Annotated in this window: 20 protein-coding genes; 8 read left to right on the forward strand and 12 right to left on the reverse strand. The window is 70.7% G+C overall.

Annotated features, from left to right (window positions below; genetic code table 11):
* Positions 1-2 precede the first annotated feature (2 nt).
* Together GON06_RS00870 and GON06_RS00875 are read left to right on the forward strand one after the other, a co-directional pair.
* Complete coding sequence (locus GON06_RS00870; RefSeq protein ID WP_332837034.1) at positions 3-1202, forward strand: cation:proton antiporter; 1200 nt, start codon at positions 3-5, stop codon at positions 1200-1202.
* Complete coding sequence (locus GON06_RS00875; protein ID WP_332837035.1) at positions 1199-1660, forward strand: glutaminase; 462 nt, start codon at positions 1199-1201, stop codon at positions 1658-1660. The genes GON06_RS00870 and GON06_RS00875 overlap by 4 nt, the downstream gene beginning before the upstream one ends.
* A 140-nt stretch (positions 1661-1800) precedes the next feature.
* Here GON06_RS00875 and GON06_RS00880 read toward each other — a convergent pair whose 3' ends face one another.
* Positions 1801-2517 (reverse strand): glutamine amidotransferase-related protein, encoded by a 717-nt coding sequence (locus tag GON06_RS00880; protein WP_332837036.1) that lies wholly within the window; start codon positions 2515-2517, stop codon positions 1801-1803.
* Positions 2518-2615: 98 nt separating this feature from the next.
* On the opposite strand from GON06_RS00880, the gene GON06_RS00885 reads away from it, so the two are divergent.
* Complete coding sequence (locus GON06_RS00885) at positions 2616-5144, forward strand: ATP-dependent Clp protease ATP-binding subunit (protein ID WP_232528020.1); 2529 nt, start codon at positions 2616-2618, stop codon at positions 5142-5144.
* Positions 5145-5291: 147 nt separating this feature from the next.
* Here the strand turns inward: GON06_RS00885 and GON06_RS00890 are convergent, their stop codons facing one another.
* The 4 genes from GON06_RS00890 to GON06_RS00905 all read right to left on the reverse strand — a co-directional run bounded on the left by GON06_RS00890 (position 5292) and on the right by GON06_RS00905 (position 8759).
* Complete coding sequence (locus tag GON06_RS00890) at positions 5292-6017, reverse strand: LysR substrate-binding domain-containing protein (RefSeq protein ID WP_332837037.1); 726 nt, start codon at positions 6015-6017, stop codon at positions 5292-5294.
* 121 nt (positions 6018-6138) lie between these two features.
* Positions 6139-6813, reverse strand: coding sequence for a helix-turn-helix transcriptional regulator (locus tag GON06_RS00895; protein WP_157310415.1), 675 nt, complete (start codon positions 6811-6813; stop codon positions 6139-6141).
* A gap of 48 nt (positions 6814-6861) precedes the next feature.
* Positions 6862-7209, reverse strand: a complete 348-nt coding sequence (locus tag GON06_RS00900) for a hypothetical protein (protein WP_198346567.1) — start codon at positions 7207-7209, stop codon at positions 6862-6864.
* The gene (locus tag GON06_RS00905) at positions 7206-8759 is read right to left on the reverse strand and encodes a PspC domain-containing protein (protein WP_157310417.1); all 1554 of its coding nucleotides are present in this window, start codon (positions 8757-8759) and stop codon (positions 7206-7208) included. Before GON06_RS00905 ends, GON06_RS00900 begins: the two co-directional genes overlap by 4 nt.
* Positions 8760-8873: 114 nt before the next feature.
* Here GON06_RS00905 and GON06_RS00910 point away from each other — a divergent pair, with 114 nt between their 5' ends.
* The gene (locus GON06_RS00910) at positions 8874-10067 is read left to right on the forward strand and encodes an ATP-binding protein (protein WP_157310419.1); all 1194 of its coding nucleotides are present in this window, start codon (positions 8874-8876) and stop codon (positions 10065-10067) included.
* Positions 10068-10185: 118 nt separating this feature from the next.
* On the forward strand, positions 10186-10842 hold the full coding sequence (locus GON06_RS00915; protein ID WP_332837038.1) for a response regulator transcription factor: 657 nt from the start codon (positions 10186-10188) through the stop codon (positions 10840-10842).
* 4 nt (positions 10843-10846) lie between these two features.
* Here the strand turns inward: GON06_RS00915 and GON06_RS00920 are convergent, their stop codons facing one another.
* From GON06_RS00920 to tyrS, 4 genes are all read right to left on the reverse strand, one after another.
* Positions 10847-11254, reverse strand: coding sequence for a DapH/DapD/GlmU-related protein (locus GON06_RS00920; protein ID WP_332837039.1), 408 nt, complete (start codon positions 11252-11254; stop codon positions 10847-10849).
* Between the two features lie 67 nt (positions 11255-11321).
* Positions 11322-12095: a DNA-formamidopyrimidine glycosylase family protein gene (locus GON06_RS00925; protein WP_157310423.1), complete on the reverse strand. Its 774-nt coding sequence runs from the start codon at positions 12093-12095 to the stop codon at positions 11322-11324.
* Positions 12082-12831: an EI24 domain-containing protein gene (locus GON06_RS00930; protein ID WP_157310425.1), complete on the reverse strand. Its 750-nt coding sequence runs from the start codon at positions 12829-12831 to the stop codon at positions 12082-12084. The genes GON06_RS00925 and GON06_RS00930 overlap by 14 nt, the downstream gene beginning before the upstream one ends.
* A 31-nt stretch (positions 12832-12862) precedes the next feature.
* On the reverse strand, positions 12863-14068 hold the full coding sequence (tyrS, locus tag GON06_RS00935) for a tyrosine--tRNA ligase (RefSeq protein ID WP_157310427.1): 1206 nt from the start codon (positions 14066-14068) through the stop codon (positions 12863-12865).
* A 213-nt stretch (positions 14069-14281) separates the two neighbouring features.
* On the opposite strand from tyrS, the gene GON06_RS00940 reads away from it, so the two are divergent.
* Complete coding sequence (locus GON06_RS00940; RefSeq protein WP_157310429.1) at positions 14282-14746, forward strand: HIT family protein; 465 nt, start codon at positions 14282-14284, stop codon at positions 14744-14746.
* 1 nt (position 14747) lies between these two features.
* On the opposite strand, the gene GON06_RS00945 is transcribed toward GON06_RS00940, so the two are convergent.
* A complete protein-coding gene (locus tag GON06_RS00945) occupies positions 14748-19391 on the reverse strand; it encodes an ATP-dependent helicase (protein WP_157310431.1) in 4644 nt (1547 codons plus the stop codon).
* Positions 19392-19443: 52 nt separating this feature from the next.
* On the opposite strand from GON06_RS00945, the gene GON06_RS00950 reads away from it, so the two are divergent.
* Both GON06_RS00950 and GON06_RS00955 read left to right on the forward strand, forming a co-directional pair.
* Positions 19444-20055, forward strand: a complete 612-nt coding sequence (locus GON06_RS00950; RefSeq protein WP_157310433.1) for a hypothetical protein — start codon at positions 19444-19446, stop codon at positions 20053-20055.
* A 37-nt stretch (positions 20056-20092) separates the two neighbouring features.
* Entirely contained in the window at positions 20093-20497 is a 405-nt protein-coding gene (locus GON06_RS00955; RefSeq protein ID WP_157310435.1) for a DUF6157 family protein, read from the forward strand.
* A 3-nt stretch (positions 20498-20500) separates the two neighbouring features.
* Here GON06_RS00955 and GON06_RS00960 read toward each other — a convergent pair whose 3' ends face one another.
* Together GON06_RS00960 and GON06_RS00965 are read right to left on the reverse strand one after the other, a co-directional pair.
* Positions 20501-20686: a PspC domain-containing protein gene (locus tag GON06_RS00960; protein WP_116240776.1), complete on the reverse strand. Its 186-nt coding sequence runs from the start codon at positions 20684-20686 to the stop codon at positions 20501-20503.
* A gap of 31 nt (positions 20687-20717) precedes the next feature.
* Positions 20718-22346, reverse strand: coding sequence for an ABC-F family ATP-binding cassette domain-containing protein (locus tag GON06_RS00965; RefSeq protein WP_157310437.1), 1629 nt, complete (start codon positions 22344-22346; stop codon positions 20718-20720).
* Between the last annotated feature and the right edge of the window lie 143 nt (positions 22347-22489).

Raw genomic sequence — 22489 nt, forward strand, 5'->3', positions numbered from 1 at the left:
GGGTGGAACACACCGCTATCAGCCTCGTCATGATCCCTCTGCTGGCGGTGCTCGCACCGATTCTGGCCCGCCTGATCGGCCCGGTGCTGCGCATCCCGGTCGTCGTGTTCGAGCTGGTGCTCGGGATCATCGCCGGTCCCGCGCTGCTCGGCTGGGTGCATCCGAACGAGATCATCGACATGCTCAGCGAGTTCGGTCTCGCGATGCTGTTCTTCCTCGCGGGCACCGAGATCGACTTCAAGGCTCTCGGGCGCAAGTCGCTCGGACGCGCCTCGCTGGGCTGGCTGGTCAGCATCGCGCTGGGCATCGGCGTCGGCTTCATGATCGCCCCCGGTGACGGCATGATCGTGGTGGCGATCGCGCTCAGCTCGACCGCGCTGGGCACCCTGATGCCGATCCTGCGGGATGCCGGTGAGATGGACTCCCCGTTCGGCAAGGCCGTCATCGCGATCGGCACCATCGGCGAGTTCCTGCCGCTGATCGCGATCTCGATCTTCCTCAGCGTGCGTGCAGCGCCCGCCGCGACCATCGTGCTGCTCGTGTTCGTGGCGATCGCGCTGCTCGCGGTCTACGCGGCGCGGCGCATCCCGCACGGCCGTCTGCACACCTTCGTCAGCACGACGCTGCACACCTCGGCGCAGTTCGGCGTGCGATTCGTGCTGCTGCTGGTCGCGGCGCTGGTGGCTCTGAGCGTGTGGCTCGACCTGGACATGCTGCTCGGCGCGTTCGTGGCCGGATCGGTCTGGCGGATCATGATGTCGAGCGCCTCGAAGAAGGATGCCGAAGAGGTCGAGAGCAAGGTCGAGGCGATCGCGTTCGGCTTCCTGGTGCCGATCTTCTTCATCTACACGGGCGTGACGTTCGACCTGAAGGCGCTGCTGGCCTCGCCGCTGGCCATGATTCTGGTGCCCATCCTGCTGGTCGCGCTGCTGGTGATCCGTGGCCTCGCCGCGCAGTTCTCGGCGAACCAGGGCATGTCCACGCGCGATCGCACTGCGCTCGGTCTGCTGGCGGCGACCGGCCTTCCGATCATCGTCGCCGTCACCGGAATCGGCGTCAGCGAGGGGATGCTCGGGACCGACATCGCCGCCGCACTCGTCGGCGCCGGCATGCTGTCGGTGCTGCTGTACCCGCTGATCGGCATGACCATCCGCGGTGAGCGGTCGGCCGTGCAGAGCCCGCAGCTGCAGGGAGAGCTGTGACCACAGCATCCGTGCTGCTGGACGCCGCACGGCGGCAGCTTGCGGATGCTCCGATGCAGGGCATCGGAGTGGCGAAGGTCTCGCGGTGGCGGGCGCCGCGCATCGTGCGAGCGGGTGAGGCCTGGCACCTCGGCGTGCTGCTGCTCACCCACGACGGCGTGCTCGCCACCGGTGAGGTTCTGCGCGCCGCGGAGGAGGTCCGTCGCGGCTACGCCGCGGAGTCGGCCAGGGCGCGCGCCGACCGCCGCGCGCAGGCGCGCCGCGGCGGCTTCGGTGAGGGAGAGATCGTGCACGTCGGCTGGACGGAGCTGGATGTCGCCGCGGTCGATGCCGGGGGAGTGTCCGGCCCGCTGCTGCTCGTCGACGGCGTGCCGTCCGTGCGCTGGAGCGCGGCAGGTGTGAGGTCGCTGGAGGCGTACCTGCGCGAGCAGATCGAGCTGCGGTACCCGGGAAGCTGAACGTCCCTCGTCTCGCTTCGCTCGCTCAGGAACCGGGGTCGGCGCGGCCCTCGAACCGTCTCGGGTCCTGAAGGAGCGCGAGGCCGAGCGAGCGCCGTACTGAGCGAGCGAAGCGAGTCGAAGTGACGAAGGGCGTCGTCTCAGCGACCGACGAGCTCCGCGAAGCGCCGCAGCAGATCCGTTCCGGTGGGCGAGGTGGCGAGGATCTCAGCCTCGACCCGGTCGAACTCGGCGGGGTCGAAGTACCCGGTGCTGCGGTAGAAGTCCATGCGGTGCGCGAAGTCCTGCGGCGTCGGCTCGGGGTGGAACTGGGTCGCGTACAGCCGGTCGCCGACCCGGTAGGCCTGCACCGGGCAGTCGTCGTTCGTCGCGAGCAGCACTGCGCCGGGAGGCGGCTCGGCCGAACCCTCCTTGTGCGCGGTGAGCACGTCCATCTGCGGAGCGCTGGGTCCGAACACCGGATCGTCCGCGCCGGCCGCAGTGATGCGGATGGTCGTCTCGCGAGTGAACTCCGGGGTCGCGGTGCCGACCGTGCCACCCAGCATCCGCGTGACGACGCCGATGCCGTAACAGGTGAACATCGCCGCGGGGCCGCCGTCGATGGCGGAGCGGGCGATCCGTTCGAGGTCGGCCTCGACGCGCAGCTGCTCGTCGGACTTCTCCTCGTCACCGACGTTGAACGGCGACCCGCCGACGACGATGCCGTCGTACTCGCGCCAGTCGATCTCGTTGAGCGGATGCCCGATCAGGTCGTGCCGGTCCAGGGTCTCCACGCCGAGCCCGCGCCGGAACGACAGGTGCTCGGCTGCCGCCGCGCCCTGCTCCGGACGCACGCAGACGTAGAGGAGTGAGACCACAGAGCGAGTTTAGTGCGGCGAGCGGGAATACCAGCACCGCCCCGACGTTGAACTTGACAGGAGTACACTCAACTTCTCTCAGACTTCAGGAGGACATGATGCCCAGCGACATCAACGGCGCAGGATCTTTCGACGACTTCCTCGCCCGCTACCTCGCCGGGGAGCAGGCCCGGCAGGCGCGATCGATCGACCTCGGTCGCTTTCTCACCGCACGTACGCAGCAGATCCTGCAGCGCGCGGGCCGCTTCGCGATCGAGCGCGGACAGATCGAACTCGACGCCCTGCACATCCTGCGCGTGATCGTCGACGACGATGCCGTCGCGAGTGCTGTGCGGCACATCGGCGTGGACCCGGCGAAGATCCTCGCCGCCGTCGACGCCCGGCTGCCCGAACCCCGGGACGCCGGCGACGTGGACGCCGCCACGCTCACCCCGAGCGCCTCGCGCGCCCTGTTCCACGCCTACCAGGTGGCCCGGTCGTCGGGCTCGACCTACATCGACCCCGAGCACCTCTTCTTCGCGCTGGTGCTCGGCCAGGACGTGCCCGCCGGGCAGGTCCTGGCGCAGGCCGGCGTCACCGCGGAGGCCCTGACCCAGGGGCTGCGCGAGGGCGTGCCCGCACCTGCGGGGGCTCCCGCCGAGGAGGCGCCCGCGAACCCGGCATCCGAGACGCCGATGCTCGACCAGTACGGGCTCGACCTCACCGCCCGCGCCCGCGAGGGCGCACTCGACCCGGTGATTGGCCGGGCCGACGAGATCGAGCAGACCATCGAGATCCTCAGCCGTCGCACGAAGAACAACCCCGTGCTGATCGGCGAGGCCGGTGTCGGCAAGACGGCGATCGTCGAGGGGCTGGCCCGCGCGATCATCGAGGGCGCCGTGCCCGAGCAGCTGAAGGACCGCCGCGTGGTGGCCCTCGACCTGCCCGGAATGCTCGCCGGCACCCGGTACCGCGGCGACTTCGAGGAGCGCCTCACCAAGACGATGGACGAGATCGCCGCCCACAAGGGCGAGGTCATCGTGTTCATCGACGAGGTGCACACCGTGGTCGGCGCCGGAGGTTCCGGCGAGTCCGGCGGCATGGACGCGGGCAACATCCTCAAGCCGCGCCTGGCGCGCGGTGACCTGCACATGATCGGCGCGACGACGCTCGACGAGTACCGCCGCATCGAGAAGGACCCGGCGCTGGAGCGCCGCTTCCAGCCGGTGAAGGTCGGGGAGCCGTCCGTCGCCGACGCCGTGCGCATCCTCGAAGGCCTCAAGCAGGCCTATGAGGACCACCACCGCGTCACCTACACGGATGCCGCGATCCGCGCCGCCGTGCAGCTGAGCGACCGGTACCTGTCCGACCGCGTGCTGCCGGACAAGGCGATCGACCTGATCGACCAGGCCGGTGCACGGCTGCGGCTGCGACTCGGCGTGCCGGTCGACGTCAGCGACCTGATGGCGCAGCTGGCCGACCTGGAGGCGCAGAAGAACGCCGCCGTCACCGGCGAGCACTACGAGGAGGCCTCCCGCATCCGCGACGAGATCGCCGAGGTGCAGGAGCGCATCGACACGGCCGCCGTTCCGGCGGTCGGGAGCACCGTCGTGGACGAGCCCGAGATCGCCGCGGTGATCTCGCGCGCCACCGGCATCCCGGTCAGCCGTCTCACCGAGGGGGAGCGCGAGCGTCTGCACGATCTGGAGTCGGATCTGCACGCAAGGGTGATCGGGCAGGACGATGCGGTGAAGGCCGTGGCGCGTGCCGTGCGCCGCAACCGCACCGGCATGGGCGACGCCCGTCGCCCGGTCGGATCATTCCTGTTCCTCGGTCCGACCGGCGTCGGCAAGACCGAGCTGGCCAAGGCCCTCGCGTCCCGGCTGTTCGACGACGAGGACGCGGTGATCCGGTTCGACATGAGCGAGTTCGGCGAGCGGCACACCGTGTCGCGCCTCGTCGGCGCCCCTCCTGGATACGTCGGGTACGACGAGGCCGGTCAGCTCACCGAGCGCGTGCGGCGCAACCCGTACTCGATCGTGCTGTTCGACGAGATCGAGAAGGCGCACCCGGACGTGTTCAACCTGCTGCTGCAGGTGCTCGACGACGGGCGGCTCACCGACGGCCAGGGTCGCACGGTCGACTTCCGCAACACGGTGGTCGTGATGACCTCGAACATCGGCTCGGAGTTCCTGGCCTCGCGGTCGGGAGCGCTCGGCTTCGTGGCCTCCCGCGACGAGTCCGGGTTCTCCTCGCAGGAGGACCTGAAGGCCCGCGTGATGGGCAAGCTGCGCGAGGCGATGCGTCCGGAGTTCCTGAACAGGATCGACGAGATCGTGATCTTCCAGAAGCTGTCGCTCGCGGAGATCTCGCAGATCGTGCGGCTCGTGCTCGGCGCGACCGCCGACCGCCTGTCGCTGCGTGAGGTGACCCTCGAGGTCACGGATGCCGCGGTGGCCTGGCTCGGTGAGCACGGCTACGAGCCGGAGTACGGCGCGCGGCCGCTGCGCCGCCTGATCCAGCGCGAGGTCGACGACCGGATCGCCGACCTGTTCGTCGCAGGCGAGCTGGCCGACGGCGGTCACGTCGTGGTGGATGCCGCGGGCGACGCGCTCGCGGTGCGCGCCAAGGCGCCGGTCACGGTCTGACTCCCTCGGGACGTTTCCGTTCCCGTCGCGATCGAGCACAGTGTTCCGTGTGCGGACTGTGCTCGATCGCGACGGGAACCCGCTGTTCGCGCGGCGTCGTCGAGGGCTCGCGGTGTGGGGCAGGCGCAGACTGATTCGAGATGCGCGTCAGCGCGAGGAGTTCGCGGTGCGGCCGCGCACGATTCCGACGAAGGTCTCGACGTCGGGGGTGGTTCGGTCGCGGGGCCAGGCCAGCGCGACGGTCGACGTCGGCCCGCCCTCGAGCACCCGATGGTCGGCATCCTTGCGGTGATGCAGTCGCGCCAGCGACATCGGCACCACGACCACGCCGATCCCGGTGGCAACGGTCGCGATGGCGTCTGCGGTCGTGGGGACCGGCGCGAATCGCGGCGCGACGGTCGGAAGATCCAGCGGGCCGAGCACGTCGTCGAGCGGAGTGACCAGCGTTTCGCCGTCGAGATCGGCGGCGGTGAGGGTCTCGGCTGCCATGAGATGGGACTCGGCGGAGGCCACGACGACAGGCAACTCGTCGTAGAGGCGGATCACGTGCAACTCGTCGGGGCGCTCGATCGGCAGACGGACGAGAGCTGCGTCGAGGTCGGACAGCGCCTCGCGCTGAACGGCGGCCTCGATCGGAACGAGTTCCAGGGTGATGTGCGGCATCCGGGTCTTCCAGGCGTCGATCCATTTGCCGGGCGTCGCGCCGGGGATGGCGCCGAGACGGAACGTGCGCGGGGCCTCGTCGACGACCTCGGCGGGTTCGGGTTTCCTGACCTGCGGACGCTTGGCCGGCGCGGCCTTCCTTCCCGCCGGCTTGCCTCGACCTCCGCTGGGTCGCTTCCCGGCTGCGGGTCGCCCGCTCTTCTTCACCACGCACTCACGCTACTGGCTCAGCGCGCCCCTGTCGCCGCAGCATCCCGTCCTGGGGAATGTCCCTGTTTGCCGCATCCGGGCGCGGAACGCGACCAATCGCGGCATTCCTCGGGGCTGAGGGTCATGCCTCGCGGGTCACTGTCACGCAGCAGCGGCCCGCCGCCGGGTCGAGACGGGCGTCGAGATGCGCGCAGCCGAGTCCCTCCACGATGCCGTCGACGTAGGCATGGTTCATCCCGCAGACGAGTCCGGTGTGCTCGCGTGCGAGCGAGTCGAAAGGGCAGTTCGCGAGGACCAGGCCGTCGTCCGATCGGCGCGGCTCGTATCCCTGCGTGGCGAGGGTCGCGGCGGTGCGGTCGAGCTCGTCGGCCTGCACGGCGGGGGCCGCCGCGCCCAGCATCCGCCCCTCCTCCTTGGCGACCGTGTCGAGGGCATCGGGCAGTGCCGTGCCGTCCGCCGTGCGCTCGATCGCCGCGGCGAGCAGGTGACCCACCAGGTCGTACCGACGCTCGGGCAGCGACACCGCGACGGTGCCCGCTGTCCGGCGGTACAGCTTCGACGGGCGCCCGGCTCCCGGGCCGGTGCGCCCCGTGAGCCGGCGGAACTCCACCTCGAGCAGACCAGCCTCCACGAGGCGGTCGAGCTGGAATCGGGCGACGTGCGGCGGCAGGTGGAGGGCGGATGCCGCCGCTTCGCGCCCGACCGGTTGCGGCTGCGCGGCGACGTACTCGTACAGCGACTGCCGCGTGGGATCGGCGAGTGCGCCGATGCGTCCTGCCTCTGCGCTGACGTCCATCCTCTAAGTGTAGCTTCTGTCGTATTTAGAGGATCGGGAACGGACGGGTCAGCGCGACATCCGCCGCTGCAGGCGGCGCAGCAGCCCGGCGAGGCCGGCGACGAGGACGAACACGCCCACGACGAGAAGCGAGACCGCGACGATGGTGGCCGGAGCGAGCCCGGCCAGCCAGTCGGTGACCCCGTCCCGTCGTTGCGGATCGCTGAGCACCCAGATGCCGCCGAATGCGAGGCCGGCGAAGAACAGGCCCCAGATGATCGCCGCCCAGCGGGTCCGCGGTGCAAGGGGTCCCGCGGATGCGGCGGCCGGATCTTCCGAGGCGGATGGCGTCGCGGCATCCGTCTCGGCGAACAGACCCTTGTCCAGGAAATCGGTGCCGTCGTCTGCGGTGCTCATTCGGACTTCTCCTCGGCCTGCTCGTTGAACGTGATGTCGATGATGCCGGACTGCTGCTGCAGCCGCACCGGCGCAATGGTGCTCGGTGCGTCCGGCCGCTCGGAGTCGGGTCCTGAGGCTCTCGTGCGCTGAATCAGCCGTGTGCCGTCGGCCCGCTGCGTGCCCGTCCAGACGCCGCCATCGGTCGCCTCGACGGTGCCGTCCTGTGCTGTCGTCAGGACCGTCCAATTGACCGTGGCGTCCTGGACAGCGGCGTCCAGCTCCAGCGTCACGCCCAGCGGAACCTCGATCGAGGTGTAGCCGTCGCCCTTGTACAGGGTGACCGGGTTGCGCTCGCCGCCGTCGAGGGGCATCAGGTAGATCGACATCGACCCGAACGGCTGGCGTACGGTCGTCGCCTGCGAATTGTTCATGCCGCTGTCGCCCATCACGACGTCGCCGATGGTGGTGAAGCCCCCGGCGATCGCCCCGCCCACGAGCGTGATCACGGTGAGGAAGGTGAGGAACCCGCTTCGGCGTCGCGCGACACCGGCGATCACCATCCCGAGCGCGAGGATCAGAGCAGCGGTGCACAGTGCGAGCGCCACGGCGGCGCTGCGATCCGCGAACAGCGCGACGACGGCTCCCGTCACCAGGGCCAGTCCGGTGACCGCAGCGAGATACGCTCCGCTGATCCGCGGATTCGACGCCCGCTTCGCGCGCCGACGTTCCGATGCCTCGGCGGCGAACTGGGCCGCGACGGCCTGCCGCTCGCGCCTGGCTTGCTCCCGTGCTGCACGATCGGCGTCCTGCTGCTGTCGGCGCCAGGCCTGGTCCTGCTCCCGCCAGGCGGCGTGCTGCGCACGCCAGGCATTCAGATCACCGGCGTCCGCAGGGGCCGACGGTGGCGCGGGAGGATCGGCGGGGGTGGATGCCGCGATCACCGGTTCGGTGATCAGCGAGGCATCCCGCCCCCGCCCGTCCGCGGTGGAGGCGATTCCCGAGTCGCCGTCCGTCGCGGATGTGCCGGGGCCGGCCGGATCAGCAGAAGCCTTCAGCGGATCCGGTGCCTGGGCACCCGGGGTGCGGCGCGCGGCGCGCACGATGAGGACGAGCAGAGCGATCGCGACCGCCAGCCCGATGAGGAGGAACAGCACGGAGACAGGACCCGCTCCGTAGAAGAGCCCCCAGCTGCCGCCGAGCCACCAGAACGGATTCGCGATCGGCAGGAACGCGAGGATCACCAGGGCGAGGATGCCGAGCTGCGCGGCCTCGAAACGGCCGTGCACCAGGTCCCGGGCGTGGATCCTTCCGTCGGCATCCGGCAGCAGCGCCCAGGCGACGGCGTACAGGAAGACGACCGGCAGGCCGAACAGCAGTGCCACCAGCAGGATGCCGCGCACGATCAGCGGGTCGATCCGCAGCCGTGCGGCGATGCCGGCGCACACGCCGCCGAGCCACCCGTCGGAGCGGGCGATCCCGAGGCCGGCGACCCACAGGAAGAACCGGTCGGAGCCGTGCGGCGCCGGCGGCGGCGGGGTGGGGGACGGCGGTGCGGTCGGGATCGTCATGTCTCGATCCTGACGGGCCGAGGTCCGGAGCCGCCATGGGGTGAACCCCTGACCCGACCCTGATCTTCGCCGGAGACCGGGGTGCGCGGTCCGCACGGGTGATTGGATTGCGGCATGCACTCTTCCGTCCCCGGCACCCTGCCGCGCCCTCCTCGGGTCGCGCCGCCGCCGCGTCCGCCGCTGGACCGCGACCGCGAATGCGTGATCTCCGGTGTCAGCGCAGGGCTGGCGCGCCATCTCGGCGCGCCGGTGTGGGCGGTCAGGGCGCTGTTCGTCGTGTTGGGGCTGCTCGGTGGCGTCGGCATCCTGCTGTACGCGTGGTGCTGGGCGCTGATGCCGTGGCAGGCGGGCGAGAGCGCGCCGTCCCGCCAGGTGCCGATCGCCTGGGTGCTGCTCGCCCTCGCCGGCGCTGCGCTGTTCCTCATCGTGGTGGACGGCGGGTATCCCTGGGTGTACGGGGCGGTCGTCGGCGGCAACCCGCTCACGGTGCTCGCCCTGCCGGCGTGCCTCGTGCTCGCATCGGTCGCCGGCATCTGGTCGGCGCTGGTCGATCAGGCCGACCCAGCCCGCGGGCCGCGGCACTCGGTCATCATCCGCACGATCGCCGTGGCGATGATGCTGATCCTCTTCCTCACGCTGTCGCTGCGCGGTGTGGCGTCGCTGGTGCTGCTGCTCCCGCTGCTCGCGATCGCCGTGGTGCTGTCGTCCACGCTGTACCGCCGCTGGCGCGAGCTCTCCGGTGAGCGCATCCGGCGTATCCGCGAAGAGCAGCGCAGCGAGATGGCTGCGCACCTGCACGACTCCGTGCTGCAGACGCTCGCGCTGATCCAGAACCGCGCCGGCCCCTCGAGCGAGGCGGCCCGGCTCGCCAGAGCTCAGGAGCGCGAGCTGCGCGCCTGGCTGTACGACGGCGACTCGCCCGCCGACAGCGACCTTCCCACCGACCTGCGCGACTACGCCGGAGCGCTCGAACTCGACTATCCGGTGCGCATCGACGTCGTCTCCGCCGGGCTCTCGGCGGAGCGGGCCAGCGGCGAGGTCGCCGCAGCCGCGCGCGAGGCCATGCTGAACGCAGCCCGGCACGCAGGCGGCGAGGTGTCGGTGTACATCGAGGGCTCGGCGGCGGGCGTCGACGTGTTCATCCGCGACCGCGGGGCGGGATTCGACCTCGACGGCGTGCCGAGCGACCGGCTCGGCGTACGCGAATCGATCATCGGCCGGATGCGGCGCGCGGGCGGCAGCGCCACGGTGCGCAGCAGCGGACAGGGGACCGAAGTGCACCTGACGTTCACCGGAGTGCAGTCGTGACCGGCCTGTCCCTGTACGGATGCAGGCCGAATGTCCGTCTGCAGACGGACACGCCGGGGGATCTGCCTGCAGGTGTGCGTTCCTGCCTGCATCCGTGCCGCGAGAACGGAGAGGCAGCGTGACTGGCATCCGGGTCGTGATCGTCGACGACCACTCGATCTTCCGCTCCGGGCTGCGTGCCGATCTGGACGCGTCCGTCGACGTCGTCGGCGACGCCGCCGACGTGCCGTCGGCGATCGTCGTGATCCGCGAGAAGGTGCCCGACGTGGTGCTGCTGGACGTGCATCTGCCGGGCGGCCCCGGCGACGACGCGTCCGGTGGAGAGTCGGTGATCCGCGGCTGCGCCGGGGTGCCGACGAGGTTCCTCGCGCTGAGCGTGTCGGATGCCGCGGAGGACGTCGTGCGCGTCATCCGCGCGGGCGCACGTGGTTACATCACCAAGGGGTCATCCGGAGCCGAAGTGAGCAGCGCCGTGCACGCCGTGGCTGACGGGGATGCGGTGTTCTCGCCGCGCCTGGCCGGTTTCGTGCTCGACGCGTTCGGTGCGGTCGCGGGTGAGACCGCGACGGTGGACGACGAACTCGACCGGCTGTCCGCGCGCGAGCAGGAGGTCATGCGACTGATCGCCCGCGGCTACGCGTACAAGGAAGTGGCGTCCGAGCTGTTCATCTCGATCAAGACCGTCGAGACCCACGTGTCGGCCGTGCTGCGCAAGCTTCAACTGTCATCGCGGCACGAACTGACCGCGTGGGCCACGGAGCGACGACTGCTCTGACCGATCAGGCCGCCAGCCACAGTCCCTTCTGGTCGGTCGCGACCATCAGTCCGGCGGCGACGGTCTCGTCGTCGCCGATACGGGCTCCACGGGCGATGCGCGCCCCCGCTCCGACCTCGGTGCGGACGCCGATGTGTGCGCCGTCGCCGATCACAGCGCCTTCTCCGACGTGCGCGTGCGCGTCGATGTAGGCGTTCTCGCCGATCACGGCATCAGGCTCGATCCAGGCGCCGCGCGAGACGTGCGCGCCGGCTCCGACCCGCGCGCGCGGTTCGATATAGGCGCCGGACTCGATCAGAGCCTTCGGGTGCACCTTCGCGCCGTGCGCGACGAGGCCCCGGCCGTTGGCGTGCTTGCGGTACCGCAGCGTGGCGCCCTGGTCGTCCTCGATATCGATGTAGTTCTTGCCCACGATTCCTCCCGTCCGGACACTGCCGGATATAGCAACAACCGTGGGAGTGGCGGATATATTCCCGCGTTCACCTCTGGCAGCGAGGGCACCAGAAGGTGACGCGTTCCGTGGTGGGATCCGCGCCCTGGGAGCCGGTGAGGATCGACGTTCCGCACCGTCGGCAGGGGCGTCCGGCACGGCCGTACACCCAGGTGTCCTGCCCGCGCCGCGCGACGCCGGTGAAGGTGCGCACAGGGCGGTCGCGGTTCATACGGATCGTCCGCGCGCCGAGGTCGAGCAGAGCCGCGGCGTCGACGTCGGCTGCGGGTGTCTCGGGCAGGATTCCGCGCAGGAACAGCAGTTCTGCGGCGTACTCGTTGCCGAAGCCGGCGACGTTGCGCTGATCGAGCAGGGCGACGTGGATGCTGCGCGCGTCGGCGTGTACCCGAAGGGCGGCTTCGGCCGGATCCCAGTGGTCCGAGAGCGGATCGGGGCCGAGATGACCGACCAGCTGCTGCTCGTCGCGTGTGGGCACGACGTCGATGTCATGGATGTCGACGCCCACCGCCTCGGCGGCCGCGGTTCCCACGATCGCACGCACCTTGAAGGCGGGATGCCGCCATCTCTCGCCCGGCCGGTAGACGAACCAGGAGCCGTCCATGCGCAGATGGGAATGAACGGTCAGGTCGCCGATGCGCATCAGGATGTGCTTGCCGCGCGGAACGACCTCGTGCACGGTTCGGCCGGTCAGATCGACGGTCGCGGCCTGCGGCACCCGCAGCTCGAACCGGGTGATCAGTTGCCCGTGCAGTGCGGTGTCCAGGCGGTGCGCCGCCTGGTAGACGGTGTCACCCTCGGGCATCCGCCGGCTGCCGTTCTGTGAGCGCCCGCGCGAGCATGGTGGAGCCGGCCACGGCAGCGGGCATGGTGATGATCGCGCCGAGCGGGATCATGAAGCACAGCTGCGTCGCGACGCCGAAGCCGAGCACGCGGGCGCGCCCGGAGCCCAACAGCCGCGATCGTGTCTCGGAGTCGAGCCCGCGGGCGTCGAATGCGCGGCCGGTGAGCTCGCGGGCGAGCAGACGACCCGACAGCACGACGCCGGCGACGGAGGCGATGACACCGCCGACCACCGGGATGAACCCGATCGCGAGCGTCAACAGGGCGACGAGGATGCCGAGCACGACCAGCCGCAGCCCCTCGCCGACGGTGGCCCAGAACCCGGTCTCGCCGGTGGGCTCCTCACCGCCGAGCGAGCGCTCCACGCCGCGCCAGATGCGCTGATAGAACGGGTCGCCGATCGTGAGTGCGAGGGCGGTGAACACGAGTCCGGCGAGGATCGCCGCGGCGATGAACAGCACGATGCCGAGAGCAGCGCGCAGGGCGATCTGCCATCCGTCCTCCCACCCGTCGGCGAACGGCGTCATCCACGCGGTGATGCCGCCGAGGGAGAGGCCGAACGGGATGAGCGCGGCGGCGAGCACGATGAACGCCAGGACCGCCGGAATGAGGCCCAGTGCCAGCAGCTTCGGATGCGTGCGCCACATGCCGAAGCCACGTAGCAGTGTGCCGAACCCGGCGGCGAACTCGCGGATCATGTCACCAGCGTATGCGGCGCCGCCCAGCGCGTCATGGACGCACGTCGAGGCGCGTCCAGGTCCGCCGGCCGGTGCGCAGGATGCTGCCGTCCTCGACGGTCAGCACCAGATCCGGGTCCGAGACGACGACGCCGTCGAGCCGTGCGGCGCCCTGCGCGAGCAGACGACGGCGGGCGGAGCCGCTCAGCTCGGGCCGGACCAGTTCGAGCAGCCCTCGCACCGTGATCACCGGAGAGCTCAGCTGCACAGCATCCGTCCTCTCCGGCGCCGCGCCCTGCGAGAAGACGCGCAGGAACGACTCCCGTTCTCGCGCGGCGACGTCCGTACCGTGGTACCGGACGACGATCGCCTCCGCCATCGCGAGTTTGGCGTCGCGTGCGGCGTGGCCGCCCTGGGCGGCAGCCGACGAGATGCGGCCGACCTCGTCGTCGTCGAGGGTCGTGTACGCGCCCGCCCACACGCCGGTGAGGTCGTCGGGCAGACTCATCGCCCTGCCGAACTTATCCGTGGCGGTGTCGGTCAGCGCGACGTAGTTGCCGAGCGACTTCGACTGCTTCGGCCCGCCGTCCAGGCCCGGCGTGATCACCGTGGTGATCAGCGACTGCGGTCGCGCGCCGAGGCGCTGCTGGTACTGCCGGCCCATCATCTCGTTGAACAGCTGGTCCGACCCGACGATCGTGAGGTCGCTGTCCATGGCGAAGCTGTCGTAGCCCTGCAGCACCGGGTAGGTCAGCTCGTGCAGGGCGATCTCACGACCCTGCGCGAGACGTTCACGGAACATGTCGCGCGCCATCAGCTGCGCGTGCGTCGTCATGCTGAACAGACTCAGCAGCTCGGCCACCGGCATCCGGTCGAACCACTCCGAGTTGCGTCGCACCTCGAAGACCTCCGGCGAGGTGTCCAGCACCAGCGAGACCTGCGCGAGGAACGCGCGGGCGTTCTCCTCGATCTGCTCATCGGAGAGCACCGGACGCGTCTCGCTCTTGCCGGTCGGATCGCCGACGCGGGTGGTGAGGTCTCCCAGCAGGAAAACCACGCGATGTCCGTGCTCCTGTAGGTGCCGCATCAGCCAGAGATTCACCGCGTGGCCCAGGTGCAGGTCGGGGGCGGTGAGGTCGACGCCGTACTTGATCCGCAGCTGCGCGCCGCTGTCGAGTCTGTCGCGAAGGGCGTCCTCATCGACGATCGTGTCGATCGTGCGCCGCATCGGCCGCAGGATGTCGTCTGCTCCGGTCATGGTGGTCCTCTCGTCAGGTGGAGAGGATGGCCGGGCCAGAGCCTCCCGCGGATACGCGAAAGGCAAGGACGGATGTCCTTGCCTCGAGCTCTGGCCAGTGTGTGATGGGCGCTACAGACCGCCGGCTCTGGCCAGAGCCGGGCGATACGAATACAGACGCGCCGTCATGTCGAGCACCGTATCACGACGGATACCGGGCCATACGATGGCGGGGTGTGGTGGTCCGAGGCGGAGCAGGCGGCGCTGGCCGATCCGTCGACCTGCGGGATGTGCGCCGACGCGCACCTCGAGGAGAACCCGCACAGTGTCCTGATCGCGTCCACGCCGACGGCGCACATCCGGTTGGCGCGGAACCAGGCGCATCCGGGCTACTGCCTGGTCATCCTGCGTGAGCACGCCACCGATCTGGCCGACCTCGACGCCGACGCGCTCACTGCATTCTGGAGCGACGTGCAGCGCGCGGGGCGTGCGATCGGCGCGGTGCTCGATCCGCGCAAGATCGACTATCTGGTGATGGGGCACCGGATGCCGCACCTGCACTGCCATCTGCTGCCGCAGCACGGCGACGACGACCCGCTGCGGAACGTCGACATCTCGGACGGGCCGGTGCTGCTGCCGGATGCGGGGCTGCGCGAGCGGGCGGAGATACTCCGGCGAGCGTGGGCGACTGCCGGCTGAGTCACACCGCCTTGCGCAGTGCATATCCGCGTGGAGTGACGACGAAGCCGGCCTCCTGCAGGATGCGGGCGATGGCCGTGCCGTACACGCCCTCGCCGTTGATCTTCTCGATCGTCAGCGTCTCGAGCCGGCGCAGTCGTGAGGTCGCCGCGAGGTCGGACACAGCAGCGCGCAGGGTCTCCTCGTCATCGGTGAAGGCCAGCACGGTGCGGCCTCCGCGCTCCAGGTAGAGCACGAGCGCACCGTCGACGATCACGACAAGCCCGCCTGCCTTGCGACCCGGTCGATGCGACACCTCGTCGATGCGCGGCCAGGGCAGCGCGGCGCCGTACGGATTCGCCGGGTCGGTCGCGGCGAGCGTGACAGCGTTGCGGGGCGGGGGATCGGCCAGGCCGGCGAAGGTGCGCAGCCGGTCGACGGTGGTGGATGCGGCGAACTGCGCGGCTCCGAGCCGTTCGATCACATAGCCGCGACGGGCGTGCCCGGCCTCCTCGAACCCGGCGAGCACGCGGTACGCCTGGGCGAAGCCGCCGGGCACGCCCTCGGCCTGAACGGCGCCGCGGGTGACCACACCGTACCGATCGAGCAACAGACCCGCGGTGACGGTCGCGCGGCGAGCGGCATCCGGGTCGGTCTCGGGAAGCACAGACCAGCGGCCACCGATCGTCGTGGGGCGAGCGCTCGCCGGGCGAGCCAGCGAGACGCCGCGGTAGGTGCGGGTGCGCGGCGCGCGGCGCGTGGTCTTGTGCGCCTGCGACCCGCCGGCGATCAGCGCGCGCACCGGCGCGAATGTGTCGTTGGTGATGTGCCCCTGCCAGGTCAGGGCCCAGAGCGCGTCGAGCACCGACCGTTCATTCTCCGCATCTGTCATCGCCTTAAGCGCACCGGCGAACTGGGCGCCGCTGAGGCGCAGAGCGTCGAGCAGCTTCTCCTCGAGCGATCCGGGTGCAGGAGGCTCCTCCGGGAAGGGGAGCGTGAACGGCGCGAGATCGACCGGATGCAGCGACACCCAGCCGTCCCGGCCGGGCAGTGAGCCGTGGCCGGCCCAGACCACCTCGCCGGCTGCAGTGAGCTCGTCGAGCAGCGCGGGTGTGTAGTCGCGCACCCGGGTCGGCAGTACCAGCGACTCCCACGCGCTCGCGGGGATCGGCACGCCGGCGAACTGCTCGACCACCGAGAGCACACCGTCGACGCCCTCGAGTGGGCGGGTCAGGTGCTGCCAATCGGGCAGGAACCGAGCGTATGCCTCGGCCGGGACGGGCTCGACCGATCCTCGGATCGCTGCGAGTGACCGCATCCGCAGCCGGCGCAGCACCTCGGCGTCGCACCACTCCTTCTCGTCGGCGGATGAGCCGCTGTTGGCCGGCAGGAAGTACCCGCTGTTCAGCCGCCCGGCCGATTCGAGCCGCTGCAGGGTGTGCCTGGCGACGGCGCTGCCGAGCCCGAAGCGGGTCGCGACGGCATCGGTCGTGAACGGTCCGTGGGTGCGTGCGTGCCGCGACACCAGGTCGCCGAGCGGGTCGGCGACCGGCTCGAGGAACGCCACCGGGATGCCCACCGGAAGCGCGGTGCCCAGGCCGTCGCGCAGGCGCCCGGCATCCTCGATCGCGGCGAACCGGCGGGCGCCCGCGATCGTCACCTCGATCGCGCGGTGCGCGGAGACGAGGGAGGCCAGGTGGGCGGATGCCTCGGCGTCAGATGCTGCGGCAGAAGGCGTTTCGTCTCGGTCGCTGGCGCTCTCTCGCGGGGCGGCCGGGGGAGTGGACTCCAGCCGCCGCGCCACCTCGGCGGCATCCATCGGCCCGAGCATCCGCAGCAGGTCGGCGACGCCCTCCACACCGCGAGCCCGTCGCGACGGGTCGAGCCGTTGCGCCTCGAGCTCGAACTGGGCGAGCACGTCGGGATCGAGCAGCTCGCGCATCTCGACCGTGCCGAGCAGCTCTCCGAGGAGCGCAGGGTCCACGGACAGCGCCGCCGCGCGGCGCTCGGCCAGCGGCGAATCGCCCTCGTACATGAACGCACCGACGTAGCCGAACAGCAGGTCGCGGGCGTATGGCGAGGGCTGCGCGGGCTCGGTCTCCACCAGCCGCACGCGGCGCTCGGCGATGTCCGTCGCCAGGCGCCGCAGCGAGGGCAGGTCGTAGACGTCCTGCAGCACTTCGCGCAGGGTCTCGAGGATGACAGGGAAGGTGGGATGCCGTCTCGCCACCTCGAGCAGCTGCGCCGAGCGCTGTCGCTGCTGCCAGAGCGGGGTGCGCTTGTTCGGATTCATCCGCGGCATGAGCAGCGCACGCGCCGCGCACTCCCGGAATCGCGAGGCGAACAGCGCCGATCCGCCGACCTCGGCGGTGACGATCTGCTCCAGCTCATCGGCGTCGAAGACGAACAGATCCGCTCCGGGCGGCTCGGCATCCGCATCCGGCACGCGCACGATGATGCCGTCGTCGCTCGCGACCGCCGATCCCTCGACGCCAAGGCGCTCGCGCACCGTGGCGCTGATCGCCAGGGCCCACGGTGCATGGACCTTCATGCCGAAGGGCGAATGCAGGATGATCCGCCAGTCGCCTACCTCGTCGTGACCGCGTTCGACGGTCAGCGTGCGGTCGGTGGGCAGAGTGCCGGTGGCCTCGCGCTGCTCATTCAGATATCCGAGCAGGTTGTCGCGGGCTCGTTCGTCGAGGCCCGCGTCGATCAGGCGCTGCTGCGCCTTTCCCGGATCGGTGGTGGACACCTCGCGCGAGAACGCGCCCAGGGCCTCGCCGAGCTCGAAGGGGCGGCCGATGCCGTCGCCGTGCCAGAACGGCACCTTGCCCGGCTGCCCGAACGCGGGGATGACGTTGACCCGGTCGTGTGTGATCTCGGCGATCCGCCAGCTGGTCGTGCCGAGCGTGAACACGTCGCCCACGCGGGACTCGTAGACCATCTCCTCGTCCAGTTCGCCCACACGAGCCCCGGTCGTCTCACCGGCGACGAACACGCCGAACAGGCCGCGGTCGGGGATGGTTCCGCCACTGGTCACTGCGATGCGCTGCGCGCCGGGTCTGCCGGTCAGCGTGCCGGCATCCCGATCCCAGACCAGCCGCGGCCGCAGTTCGGCGAACTCGTCCGACGGGTACTTGCCCGCGAGCAGATCGAGCGTCGCCTCGTATGCCGAGCGGGGAAGCGAGGCGAACGGCGCGCTGCGTCGCACCGTCTCGAACCAGTCCTCCACATCGAGCGGATCCAGCGCGCAGGCAGCCACGGTCTGCTGGGCGAGGATGTCGAGGGGGTTGCGGGGCACGGCGATCGCCTCGATCTTGCCGGCCAGCATCCGCTCGGTGACGATCGCGGTGTGCAGCACGTCGCCGCGATGCTTGGGGAAGAGATCCGCGCGGCTGATCTCGCCGACCTGGTGGCCGGCGCGTCCTACGCGCTGCAGGCCGGATGCCGCTGACGGCGGCGCCTCCACCTGGATCACCAGGTCGACCGCGCCCATGTCGATGCCGAGCTCGAGGCTGCTCGTTGCGACCACGCAGCGCAGCACGCCCGACTTCAGCTCGTCCTCGACCAGGGCGCGCTGCTCCTTGGAGACTGAGCCGTGGTGCGCCTTCGCGAGCACTGGATCGGCGCCTGCGGTCGATCCCGCCTGCGCCATCATCGCCGCCGGCGGTCCGGAGGCGTCGGGCAGAGGCACCCCGATGCGCTCGGAGTAGATCTCGTTCAGCCGCCCGGTGAGCCGCTCGGCGAGGCGCCGCGAGTTCGCGAACACGATCGTGGAGTTGTTCTGGAGCACCCGGTCGACGATCGCCTCTTCGACGTGCGGCCACACCGAGCCGGTCACCTCGGTGTACTCGGCGGGCTCGTCGGAGGCCGCCGCCGCACCCGGTGGCGGGGGAGGGTTGCGCATGTCGTCGATCGGCACGACGACGCCGAGCTCGAAGGTCTTGGTGGCACGCGGCGCGACGATCTCGACGGGCGCGGAGCCGCCCAGGAAGCGCGCGACCTCGTCGATCGGCCGCACGGTCGCGGACAGGCCGATGCGCTGGGCCGGAGCATCCGCGCCGCGCGCCTCGCGCAGGGCGTCGAGCCGCTCCAGGCTGACCGCGAGATGCGCGCCGCGCTTGGTCGCCGCGACGGCATGCACCTCGTCGATGATCACCGTGTGCACGCCGCGCAGCGTCTCGCCGGCGCGGCTGGTGAGCATGAGGTAGAGCGACTCGGGCGTGGTGATGAGGATGTCGGGCGGATCGCTGACCAGCTTGCGGCGGTCGCTCGAGGTGGTGTCCCCGGAGCGCACGCCCACCGTGATCTCGGGCACCGGCACACCGAGCCTTCGCGCCGACTGACCGATGCCCACCAGGGGCGAGCGCAGGTTGCGTTCGACGTCGACGCCGAGCGCCTTCAGCGGCGAGATGTAGAGGATGCGGGTGCGCGGAAGGCCGTCGGGCGCGGAATCCGCTGCCGAGGCCCGCTCACGGAAGACGCTGTCGATCGCCCAGAGGAAGGCGGAGAGCGTCTTGCCAGATCCGGTCGGCGCAACGACGAGGGCGTGCTTGCCGGCGGAGATCGCATCCCATGCCCCGGCCTGCGCCGAGGTGGGCGCGGCGAAGGCACCCCGGAACCAGTCCTGCGTGGCGGGGGTGAACCGATCGAGCACGTCGCCCATCCCTCCATCATGAAGCAGGCTTCGGACATCCGGGCCCGGTAGCGTCGGATGCATGGACGACGCCGAGTTCACCCGCTTGTACGGAGCGTGGGAATCGCGCACGCCCGAAGATGTCCGCGCCCTCTTCGACGGATACCGCGGGGTGTGGTGGATCGCCGGCGGCTGGGCGCTGCAGGCCTTCACCGGCGTCGTCCGCGGGCACGAGGACATCGACCCCGGCATCCTGCGTACCGACCTGCCGCTGCTGCGCGCGCATGTCGCCGGCCTGCTCGATCTGTGGGGCGCCTCCTCGGGCGCGCTCAAGCCGGTGAGCTCCGACGATCCGGCGGACCTCATGGAGGGCTGCGGCCAGGCCTGGGCGCGCCGCAGCGCGGCCGACCCGTGGGAGTACGACATCCTGCTCGGCCCCGGCACGTCGGACGAGTGGCGCTACAAGCGCGACGAGTCGGTGCGGATGCCGATGAGCGAGGCCCTCTGGGCGCGTGACGGCATCCGGTATCTGCAGCCGGAGATCCAGCTGCTCCACAAGGCGAAGGGTCTGCGTCCGAAGGACGAGGCCGACTTCGCGACGACGCTGCCCTTTCTCGACGCACGGCGTCGCGACTGGCTGCAGGAAGCGCTTGAGCGCACGCTTCCGGGACATCCCTGGATCGCGCGGCTCTGAACGGCCTCGTGTCGGTGGCCGGGTGCAAGCTGGGTTCATGGCCGACCACACCACGAACTACGTCTCGACGTTCATCGAGGTCGCCGAGGACTGCCCGGCGGATGCCGCGCAGGAGCCGCCGGCCGAGAAGCCGACGATCGCCGCGCTGCATTACCGGCTGATAGCCGAACAGCCCTACGGCCGCACGTCCGACGACGTGATCTTCCAGACCCAGGCGCTGCGCCGAGGGATCGCCGACACGGCGGAGGCGCGCGAGGAGTTCTTCTCGAAGGGACAGGCCTGCCTGCGATCCTCGCCGCTGGGCAAACGCTACGGCTGGGGCGTCCTCAGCGATGCCGAGGGTCGTGTCACGCTGGTGCCGCGGGAGTCGGAGGAGTACGCGCGCCTCGCCGCCGACCCGACGATCGGGCACACGAGGGCGATGCGCTCGAAGCGCGCGTAGGCGTCACTCCTCGTTGGGGATCACGATCCAGAGCAGGATGTAGGCCCAGAGCGACAGGCCGGCGAACAGGACGAGCAGCACGGTCAGGACGCGCACGGTCGTCGGGGTGAAGCCGAAGCGATGGGCGACGGCGGCGCACACACCGGCGATGATGCGGCCCTGGCGGGGACGGACGAGAGCGGAAGACATGCCTCCATCCTCCCCGCCAGGCGCCCGGATGTCACCCGATCTCGGTCAGACGCCCCTCGGAGTCCAACTCCAGAGTGAGGTCCAGGCCGAGCCGTTCCAGGAAGACGTCGTCGTGGCTGACGACGAGCACCGCGCCCCGGTAGGCGCGCAGCGCGTCGACGAGTTGCCCGACCGTGTCGAGGTCGAGGTTGTTCGTCGGCTCGTCGAGGATCACCAGGTGCGGCGCCGGGTCGGCCAGCAGGAGCGTCGCCAGGGCGACGCGGAAGCGCTCGCCGCCGGAGAGCGCGCCCACGGGCCGGTCCATCGCCGCCCCGCGGATCAGGAACCTGGCCAGCCGGTTGCGCAGCTCCTTCTCGGGAACGTGCGGCGCGGCGGCCGCGACGTTCGCCACGACCGATGCCGCGTCGTCCAGGCCGTCCACCCGCTGCGACAGGTAGCCGATCCGGTCGGTGTGCGCCTGCGCGGTCAGTTCCGGATGCAGGTCGAGCACCGGAGCATCCGCGGCATCCGGCTCTTCCGGCACGAGCCTGCGCAGCAGCGTGGTCTTGCCCACGCCGTTGCGGCCGATCAGCGCGACGCGCTCCGGTCCCTGGATCACCCAGGCATGTGATCCGTCGCCGATGGTGGCGATACGTCGTGCCCGTGATAGATCGGGGTCGGGGAGGTCGATCTTCATCGAGGCGTCGTCGCGCACGCGGTGCCCGGCGGCGTCCAGCGCCTCGCGGGCGATCGACTCCTTCTCGGCGACCTCGGTGCGCAGCCTGCCGGCCGAGACCTCGGCCTCCATCTTGCGACCGTGCGCGACGATCTTCGGCACCCGCTTCTCGACCTCGGCTTTGTTGGCCATCCGCGCGCGGGTGGCCAGTTTCGCCTCGGCCTCGATGCGCTGCCGCTTCTCCTTCTTGAAGGCCTGCTTGGCATCGCGCTCGGCCTGCCGCGCAGCATCCTGCTCGGCGTCCAGCCAGGCGCGCCATTCCGAGTACGGACCGCCGAACACGTTCAGCGCGCTGCCGTACAGCTCGGCGGTGTCGTCCATCAGTTCCAGCAGGGTGATGTCGTGGCTGACCACGATCAGGGTGCCGCGCCAGCCCCGCACCATCTCGCCGAGCCGCGCACGCGCGTCTCGGTCGAGGTTGTTGGTCGGCTCGTCGAGCAGGGTGATCGGCGCGCGCCGCAGCCGGATGCCGGCCACGGCGACCAGCACGGCCTCGCCGCCGGACAGCTCCCCGACCGTGCGGTCGAGGAACGACGGGTCCAGCCCCGCGTCGGCGAGGGCGACCTGAGCGCGCGCCTCGACGTCCCAGTCGTCGCCGACCGCGTCGAAGTGCGCGGGGTCGACGTCTCCCGCGGTGATCGCTCGTACGGCGTCGAGGGCGTCGGCGACTCCGAGGAGCACCGCGACCCTGGCATCCGTGTCGAGCGTGAGCTGCTGCGGCAGATAGGCGACGTCACCCGTGGTCGAGAGCGACCCCGACGTCGGGGTGAGCTCGCCTGCGATCAGGCGCAGCAGGGTGGACTTGCCCGAGCCGTTGCGGCCGACGAGGCCCGTGCGTCCGGAGCCGAAGGCACCGGAGACCGAGTCCAGGGCGACCGAACCGTCCGGCCAGGCGAAGGTGAGTCGGTCGAGGACGACCGAGGAGGTGATTGTGGGGGTTGACATGAGCGGCTCCCGAGAGTGTGCGGGTGCGCTGAACAACGGTTGTTCCCGAGAGGACTCGAGGGAACGGATGCCTGAGGGCAGGAAGGATCGTCGGATCAGCGCGTGGACAGGACGCGGAGACGACGATTCAGATCAATGGACTT

It is taken from the genome of Microbacterium sp. MAH-37, assembly GCF_009758255.1.
Classification (GTDB): domain Bacteria; phylum Actinomycetota; class Actinomycetes; order Actinomycetales; family Microbacteriaceae; genus Microbacterium.

Excerpts from the sequence above, each read along its gene's own strand:
- GON06_RS00885 (WP_232528020.1), top strand. The coding sequence starts at position 2,616 with ATGCCCAGCGACATCAACGGCGCAGGATCTTTCGACGACTTCCTCGCC.
- GON06_RS00895 (WP_157310415.1), bottom strand. The coding sequence starts at position 6,813 with ATGGACGTCAGCGCAGAGGCAGGACGCATCGGCGCACTCGCCGATCCC.
- GON06_RS00900 (WP_198346567.1), bottom strand. The coding sequence starts at position 7,209 with ATGAGCACCGCAGACGACGGCACCGATTTCCTGGACAAGGGTCTGTTC.
- GON06_RS00905 (WP_157310417.1), bottom strand. The coding sequence starts at position 8,759 with ATGACGATCCCGACCGCACCGCCGTCCCCCACCCCGCCGCCGCCGGCG.
- GON06_RS00910 (WP_157310419.1), top strand. The coding sequence starts at position 8,874 with ATGCACTCTTCCGTCCCCGGCACCCTGCCGCGCCCTCCTCGGGTCGCG.
- GON06_RS00925 (WP_157310423.1), bottom strand. The coding sequence starts at position 12,095 with ATGCCCGAGGGTGACACCGTCTACCAGGCGGCGCACCGCCTGGACACC.
- GON06_RS00930 (WP_157310425.1), bottom strand. The coding sequence starts at position 12,831 with ATGATCCGCGAGTTCGCCGCCGGGTTCGGCACACTGCTACGTGGCTTC.
- tyrS (WP_157310427.1), bottom strand. The coding sequence starts at position 14,068 with ATGACCGGAGCAGACGACATCCTGCGGCCGATGCGGCGCACGATCGAC.
- GON06_RS00945 (WP_157310431.1), bottom strand. The coding sequence starts at position 19,391 with ATGGGCGACGTGCTCGATCGGTTCACCCCCGCCACGCAGGACTGGTTC.
- GON06_RS00950 (WP_157310433.1), top strand. The coding sequence starts at position 19,444 with ATGGACGACGCCGAGTTCACCCGCTTGTACGGAGCGTGGGAATCGCGC.
- GON06_RS00955 (WP_157310435.1), top strand. The coding sequence starts at position 20,093 with ATGGCCGACCACACCACGAACTACGTCTCGACGTTCATCGAGGTCGCC.
- GON06_RS00960 (WP_116240776.1), bottom strand. The coding sequence starts at position 20,686 with ATGTCTTCCGCTCTCGTCCGTCCCCGCCAGGGCCGCATCATCGCCGGT.
- GON06_RS00965 (WP_157310437.1), bottom strand. The coding sequence starts at position 22,346 with ATGTCAACCCCCACAATCACCTCCTCGGTCGTCCTCGACCGACTCACC.